The 5,519-nt window shown below is 53.9% G+C and carries 6 protein-coding genes; 3 read left to right on the top strand and 3 right to left on the bottom strand.

The window, feature by feature from the left end; all coding sequences use genetic code 11:
• Positions 1-93: 93 nt before the first annotated feature.
• Both istB and istA read right to left on the bottom strand, forming a co-directional pair.
• On the bottom strand, positions 94-852 hold the full coding sequence (gene istB / locus M7R55_RS11220) for an IS21-like element helper ATPase IstB (protein WP_298220587.1): 759 nt from the start codon (positions 850-852) through the stop codon (positions 94-96).
• Between the two features lie 19 nt (positions 853-871).
• Positions 872-2,416 carry an IS21 family transposase gene (gene istA, locus M7R55_RS11215; RefSeq protein ID WP_298220585.1) on the bottom strand — a complete coding sequence of 515 codons (1,545 nt, stop codon included), beginning with the start codon at positions 2,414-2,416 and terminating at the stop codon, positions 872-874.
• A gap of 304 nt (positions 2,417-2,720) precedes the next feature.
• On the opposite strand from istA, the gene M7R55_RS11210 reads away from it, so the two are divergent.
• Entirely contained in the window at positions 2,721-3,041 is a 321-nt protein-coding gene (locus tag M7R55_RS11210) for a transcriptional regulator (protein WP_298220591.1), read from the top strand.
• Positions 3,034-3,327 carry a helix-turn-helix domain-containing protein gene (locus M7R55_RS11205; RefSeq protein ID WP_366881188.1) on the top strand — a complete coding sequence of 98 codons (294 nt, stop codon included), beginning with the start codon at positions 3,034-3,036 and terminating at the stop codon, positions 3,325-3,327. The genes M7R55_RS11210 and M7R55_RS11205 overlap by 8 nt, the downstream gene beginning before the upstream one ends.
• Before the next feature lie 102 nt (positions 3,328-3,429).
• Here M7R55_RS11205 and M7R55_RS11200 read toward each other — a convergent pair whose 3' ends face one another.
• Positions 3,430-4,878, bottom strand: coding sequence for a sensor domain-containing diguanylate cyclase (locus tag M7R55_RS11200; protein WP_298220583.1), 1,449 nt, complete (start codon positions 4,876-4,878; stop codon positions 3,430-3,432).
• A 395-nt stretch (positions 4,879-5,273) separates the two neighbouring features.
• Here M7R55_RS11200 and M7R55_RS11195 point away from each other — a divergent pair.
• Positions 5,274-5,519: hypothetical protein (locus M7R55_RS11195; RefSeq protein ID WP_298220580.1), on the top strand; the 246-nt coding region annotated here is incomplete at its 3' end.

Here is a 5,519-nt window from a genome sequence, read left to right as displayed (position 1 = left end):
TGCGCATTTCGGTGAACGTGACCGGCGATTTCAGTTGATCGTGACCGATCGGAGAAGTAGGGTTGCGCCAAGATCAAATTCTACACCTGTCGGTCACGATGGGGTGTTTCCGGAAGTCTGTTCCGGTCGATTTTTTCGCATTGAATCTCCTTTGAGCATGATTCTGTGAGATTGATGGACGAGGCGATCGAGGATCGCATCGGCGAGTGTCGGATCATTGAGCCAGGCATGCCAATGATCGACGGGCAATTGGCTGGTGATGATGGTGGAACGTGTTCCCACGCGGTCATCGACGACTTCCAGCAAATCATGTCGTGCGAGCTGTTCGAGGGGAGTCAGTCCCCAGTCATCCAGGATCAGCACGTCGATTCTGGCCAACTGCGCCAGTTGGCGACCGAAGCTGCCATCGCCGTGAGCGATTGAGAGCGAATCGAGTAAACGCGGGATCCTGACATAGAGGGCGGAGAAGCCTTGGCGACAGGCTTGATTGGCTAGTGCGCAGGCAAGCCATGACTTGCCGATGCCGGTGGCTCCGGTGATCAGCAGGTTCTGCGACTGCCGGATCCAGTCTCCGCCTGCGAGGGCCAGGATCAGTCGCTTGTCGATGCCACGGCTCGCGCGATAATCGACATCCTCGATACAGGCTTGCGGCTGCTTCAGTTTGGCTGCGCGCAGCAGCCGCTCCAGGCGGCGATTGTCGCGCCAGGTGATTTCGCGATCGAGTAGCAAAGCGAGCCGGTCTTCAAACGGCAGTTCGTGACTGGCTGGCAGGGATATCTGCTCCTCGAAGGCGCGGGCCATGCCATCAAGCCTGAGTGCCTTGAGCTGATTCAGGGTCTGGTTCGTCATCATGGTGCTGCGGTTCCTTTCTTCAGTGGTAGTAATCGGGGCCTCGCACATTGTCGTGCTCGGGGGCAATCCAGTCCGTCTTGTGAGGCGGATGCGGATGGGCGTCCAACCCGGCTTGCAGGATATTGAATACGCTGCGACGGGTAAGCGATTTGATGGCGACCGCCCGCGCGCAAGCTTTTTCCAGCCGTTCCCGTCCATGGGTACGTGCAAGAGACAACAAGCCCAGACAGGCGCGGTATCCTTGCTCGGGGTGGGGTTTGGATTCGAGTTGATGCTTGACGATGCGCAGGGCATTGGGGCCAATGTCACGCGCCCAGTTGATCAGGCGCTGCGGCGTCCACTCCAGATGCGCCCGATGTGATGCCGGCATGTGTTCGGCACGCGTGGTATGGGCGCCACGTCGCTCGCTTTTCGGATGACAGGCTACCCGACGGCCTCGTGCGAGCAATTCGACCATCGTTTGCGTGATCCTGGCATCCAGTTCCTGTCTTACCAGTTGATGCGGGACACTGTAGTAATGTCCCTCGATTTCGACATGATAGTCGATGTTGACACGGCAGCGCTTGAACGTGGCCACCTCATAGGGTTTGTCCGGTAACGGGTTGAGGGCGGGACGATCGATCGATTCGAACCATTCCCGTCTGTTTCCAGGCAGTTTCTTGAAGGGGCGATTGTTGAGTTCACCGAGCAGATCCGCAATGGCGAGATTGAGTTCAGCTACGGAGAAGAAACGCCGGTTTCTCAGTCTGGCGAGAATCCATCGCTCGACGACCTGAACGCCGACCTCGACTTTGGCCTTGTCCTGGGGATGTCGCGGTCTCGCTGGCAGGATGGCGCAGCCGTAATGGCGTGCGCAATCCTGTGCAACCCAGTTGACCTTGGGTTCGTATCGATCCGGATCAGTAATCAGCGCCTTGGGATTGTCAGGCACGATCAGGGCGGGTACGCCACCGAAGAATGTCATGGCGCGAGTCAGCGCATTCAACCAGTCCGACCGGGTTTCTGCTGGGGTGGCGCAGGCGTAGGTATAATTCGATGCCCCCAGTACCGCAACGAAGACATGTGCCCGGCGGATTTCACCGCTGGCCGCATCAACAATCGGAACCGTCTGACCGGCATAATCGATGAAGAGCTTTTCCCCGGCCCGGTGAATCTGCCGCATCGAGCGCTTCAGGCTCTTCGCGTATTCATGATAGAGACAACAGAACTGCGTATAGCGGTAGGTGGCCGATCCGGCATGCTCGGCGAGGTACTCTTCCCAGAGTAGTTGCAACGTGATCCCTTTCTGGCGCAACTCCTGATGAATTCTGGCCATGTCCGGATAAATCCGATCACCTGCGATTCTGCGGGTCGCAGGCAGCAATTTCTCCTCGATGCCAGCATCATCGAGAACTGCCAGGGTCTCCCAGTCGAGCCCAGCCACGCGGGCCATTTGAATATATTTGGTGACGGCCCCTTTGGACAAACCCAGAGCTAGGGCGATACGTTCGTGCGACAGATTGCACGTCAGCTTAAGACGCAGACATTCCTTGATTTTGCGCATGGAAACTCTCTTTCCTGGCATCCCCTTCTCCGACAAATTGCCGAGGATGCCTAAAATGGTTATACATGCGCAACCACTACTTCAGATAAATCAATGCGTTTCGGTATCGTGACCGGCTATTTCGCTATCATGACCGCCCGTTTCGGAAATTATCCAAAATCGGTCACGATCGACCGAAATGACCGGTCACGATTCCCCGAAATCATCGGTCACGTTCCGCCGAAACGGCCGGTCACGACCGACCGAAATACGCACTTTTATGGCGTTTTTGCCGAAATTCGCATCGCCTCCTTGGGATTATACGTCATTGACGTATAATCTTTCCATGTACACCGTGATTGAAACGCCCACGTTCCGGCGTCTCTGGCCGAACTACTGGACCGAGCGGGAAAGGGGTGAATTCGCTGCATTCATTGCCCAGAACCCGGAAGCAGGTGAAGTGGTCAGGGATTCAGGCGGGGTACGCAAGGTGCGATGGACGCGAGCCGGGTCGGAAAAATTCGGTGGTGTCCGGGTCATCTACTATAACAGGCTGGCGAATGGACAAGTCTGGCTGTTGTTCATTTATGCCAAGAGCGCGCTGGATTCAATTGCGGGCCACAAACTGAAGGAGTTGAAAGATGCCATCGAAAATGCCCATGTCTGACGCGAGTCTCGAAAAGTGGGAGTCGTCCCGGGATGTCGCCGCAGAGATCGAACAGTCGGTTAAGGAAATACTCGCGGAAAGCGGCGCTGCTGTCGCAATCTCGCCTGTGGTCGAGGTGAGGGTCAAATCCGGGCTGTCGCAGTCGCAGTTCGCTGCGCTCCTCGGGGTTTCGGTGCGCACGCTGCAGGAATGGGAGCAGGGGCGGCGCCAGCCTTCGGGCGCAGCAAAGACGCTGATTGACATCGCCCAGAAGCGTCCCGAAGTGCTGGCCGAACTCGCAGCATGATAGAAATTGGGATCGGACCCGATTAATCTGTGATTTTATAATAGGTTAGTGAGGTTAGGGTCTTGAAATGGTGCATGTGGCACTTGGCTGACTGGAATTTTGTTACTCAGCGTAGAAGCAAACAGGAGTCTCTTCGCGCTTTGCCTTGTACATTGCCATATCGGCATTCCTGATCAAGTAGTTCTCATCGTGGCCATTGTCAGGGTAGATAGCTATTCCAATACTCGCGGAAATTCGGATAGCATTGTCTGCAATGGGAAACGGCAGTCTGAGTGAATCAGCAATTTTGTCAGCCACGATCCTTGCATCGTCGTCTGATTCGATAGTTGGCAAGAGCACAAGAAACTCATCTCCGCCGAATCTCGCAGCAATGTCTGATTCGCGTAAACTCAGTCGCAAACGCTTTGCAACTTCAGCTAGCAGCAAGTCCCCGACATCATGCCCAAGTTTGTCGTTAATAGGCTTAAAGTTGTCCACGTCAATGAACATGACGGCAAAGCGCGAGTTCGATCGCTTCGAAATCGCCAATGCTTGCTGCAGATAATGGGAAAAAAGCGTTCTGTTGGGGAGGTCCGTCAGCGCATCATAATGCGCGAGGTGCTCAATGGTTTCTTCAGTTATCCTGGCCTTTATTTTGTTTCGGATGTGGGAAATGCCAAAAGAGAGGTCGGCCGCTAGTTGCTTCAGCAAATCAATTTCTTCTGAATCGAAGGCATGATACTCATCGGAGTAGATGTTTAAATTCCCGATGGATTGCCCTTCAATCCTCAGTGGAATCGAAATTGCCGAGGAAAACCCCCGTTCCAAGGCAATGGAGCGCCAGGAATCAGCGTCAGGATTGTTTGCTATGCCTCTTATGACCATTACCTCTCCGCTCCGAATTGCTTTGCCAGTAGGGCTGTCGTTATCTTCTGCATCGTTCCAGGAAATATGCAGCTTTTCCAGATATCCGGCCTCGAATCCCGCATAAGCCATCGGCTCAACAGTTTTTTCCAGATCGTTTTGTGCAAAACCGACCCAAGCCATGCGGTAGCCGCCATTTTCCACGATGATGCGGCATATTTCCTGGAGAAGTTCGTTTTCGTCATCAATGTTGTGAATAAGTCGGTGACAACGACTGATGACGTGAAGGGCACGATTGGTGCGTTTTAGAAGCTCTTCTTGTGATTTCCTGTCATTGATGTTGAACGTTACGCCGATAAAACGCCTTCCAGCCTGGTTGTCGCCGTCCATCACCTTGCCATAATTGGCATACCATACCCAATCTCCAGACTTGCTCCTTATTCTGAATTCACAGCGGTATTGGGCACTTCTGCCTTGCAAATGCTGTTCAATCGCTTCCTTGATGACAGGAATATCCTGGGGATGAACGAGCGACAAGAGGTCGTCGACAAGGTAAGGCGCATCTTCATCGCTATAGCCCAGCTCGGAAAATATCCTGGTGGCCTTGTGGATAACCGTGCCAGATACCAGGTCATTTTCCCAAAAATCCAAGCCCGCTGCTTCCAGCGCCAAATCAAGTCGCTCTCGAATGGTGTCTGGTTTTTCCATGTCGTTTGAAGAAACGGATTATATGTTAACTGCCTAACAGAAAATAAGATTTCCATTACATTCCACTACAACTATACTCGTAACACGGCAGTACGCAAGGATTGTACATGGCAGATTTCTCACTCTTGAGCGTGCCGTTCCGGTGCCTGGTCTTGAAATATCATGGATTCCGGGGATATATGATACAAAACCCAATGTGCGGGATCCCTCATCGACTCCCCGGATAATCTCAGGCTCATGCATGTTGGAGAATGCGCCGCATCCGCGGTAAATCGATACCATGTCCTCATGTTGACAAGTGACTGACCAATTCAGTTGCCGCTTAATCCGGTGGACTCCATGAAATCCGCCCGGCCTCACTATCGCTGAGTGCGCATTTCCGCTGGAAATTGGGGATGCGCCATTTTTCCGGGAAGCGCCAGGCGCCTGCCATCCTGCCCGACATTTCCGCATCGACGGACGCCGGGCAGAGTACAATACCCTTTTTACTCCAGGAAGACGAAATGGCGGAAAGCATCCCGTTCAGCATCAGGGGCGACATCGTGGGCTATTCGGCAATGGATGTCTGCGCGACCGGGATGAATTTCTACGGTCCGAAGGGCTTCTTCAGCCCGGCGGCGGTCACGAAGAGCGTCGCATAT

This window comes from Halothiobacillus sp., assembly GCF_027346185.1.
Lineage (GTDB): Bacteria > Pseudomonadota > Gammaproteobacteria > Halothiobacillales > Halothiobacillaceae > Halothiobacillus.
Note: the sequence above shows the minus strand (reverse complement) of the source record. Positions and strands in the feature narration are given on the sequence as shown.

What these genes read in the sequence shown, in the direction of transcription:
- istB (WP_298220587.1), bottom strand. Translation starts at nt 852, where the DNA reads ATGATGACGAACCAGACCCTGAATCAGCTCAAGGCACTCAGGCTTGAT.
- M7R55_RS11210 (WP_298220591.1), top strand. Translation starts at nt 2,721, where the DNA reads ATGTACACCGTGATTGAAACGCCCACGTTCCGGCGTCTCTGGCCGAAC.
- M7R55_RS11200 (WP_298220583.1), bottom strand. Translation starts at nt 4,878, where the DNA reads ATGGAAAAACCAGACACCATTCGAGAGCGACTTGATTTGGCGCTGGAA.
- M7R55_RS11205 (WP_366881188.1), top strand. Translation starts at nt 3,034, where the DNA reads ATGTCTGACGCGAGTCTCGAAAAGTGGGAGTCGTCCCGGGATGTCGCC.
- istA (WP_298220585.1), bottom strand. Translation starts at nt 2,416, where the DNA reads ATGCCAGGAAAGAGAGTTTCCATGCGCAAAATCAAGGAATGTCTGCGT.